Below are 1,272 nucleotides of genomic sequence, written 5' to 3'. Positions count from 1 at the left end.
GCCCTACCTCATCTGTAGGGTGTTGACCCATGGCAAGCGTGGCCGGCCACCAACAAAATGCAAAGGCCAGGAGGAATCAAGCGCCGCGGCGTGCCGCTGCCATCCCTTTGACGACACGCAACCGGGAGATGCAAATGAAAACGAACGCCTTGACCTTCATCGCCGTGTCCATCGCCTTTGCGCTTGGCCAGGCAGCGCCCGTTTTCGCCCAGCAGGCCACCAGCAAGGACAACGGCAGCTTGCCAACGGACACGTTGGCGATCGTGAATGGCGTGGCGATTCCGCTAGCGCGGCTCGGCGATGCCATGCGCGCGGCGCGTCAGCCGGATACGCCCGAGCTGCGCCGGCTGTTCAAGCAGGAGCTCATTGCCCGCGAGGTCTTACGCCAGGGCGCCGAAAAACAGAACTACGGCTTGAAGCCGTCGGTACAGGAAGCGGTCAATGCCACCAAGGCTGCTGCGGAGACAGAACTCTACTTGCGGGACAACATCCATCCCGAGCCGATCACCGACGCACAAGTCAGCGCGCGCTACAACGAGATCGTTGGCTCGATGGGCAACGAGGAGTACAAGTTGCGGATTCTCTCCGTGGCTGACGATGCTACGGCAGCGAAAGTGCTTGAACGATTGCGTTCAGGTGCGGCCTTCGACGCGCTCGTGCGCGAGTACAGCATTGCTGCGAGCAAGGAAGACGGTGGTGAAATGCCATGGGTCAGTTTCAAGACGCCGGCGGCCGAGGGAAAGACGCAAGGTGTGCCGTTGGCGGTCGCGCAGGCCGTGACGCAACTATCCGCCGGCGGCGTTACGCCCGCGCCGATTGCCGTCGATAACGTTCGCGTGATTGTCAAGCTGGAGGCCAAGCGGGCGACCCAGGTGCCGGCATTCGATCAGATGAAGGGCGCCATTCGCCAGCAGCTGCAAGTGCTCGCGCTAAAGAACGCGAGCGCTGGGTTCATCAATGCCCAGATGCAACGCGCGGCGATTCAGCAGTAGTGACGGCAGGCGCCTCCTGCCGGCTGACGGGAGGCGGGGTTATCAAACGCCCCGAGCGTCATGCGCGCGCACCCGGCGCCTATGGGCTCCTGCTACCGCTCAAGCGCCGGTAGTGCGCCATCACCATCGGCACGTAGCTTTGTGTTTCCGCATACGCCGGGATGTGATAGCCCGCCCGGATCACCGCATTCTCTCCCGCGTTGTACGCCGCCAGTGCCAGCTCAACATCGTCTCTGAACAGATCCAGGAGAAAGCGCAGGTATTTGGCGCCGGCCAACAC

General features: G+C 62.7%; 2 protein-coding genes. One reads left to right on the top strand and one right to left on the bottom strand.

Going from position 1 to position 1,272, the window contains the following annotated elements; all coding sequences use genetic code 11:
- The first annotated feature begins 134 nt into the window (after positions 1-134).
- Positions 135-992 (top strand): peptidylprolyl isomerase, encoded by an 858-nt coding sequence (locus tag AC1DS3_RS38775; protein ID WP_441641587.1) that lies wholly within the window; start codon positions 135-137, stop codon positions 990-992.
- A 79-nt stretch (positions 993-1,071) separates the two neighbouring features.
- Here the strand turns inward: AC1DS3_RS38775 and AC1DS3_RS38770 are convergent.
- On the bottom strand, positions 1,072-1,272 hold a 201-nt coding region (locus AC1DS3_RS38770), incomplete at its 5' end, for a lytic transglycosylase domain-containing protein (RefSeq protein WP_477129379.1).

Source organism: Cupriavidus sp. 01L46 (assembly GCF_056399905.1).
This window is presented reverse-complemented; position numbering and strand designations above follow the sequence as displayed.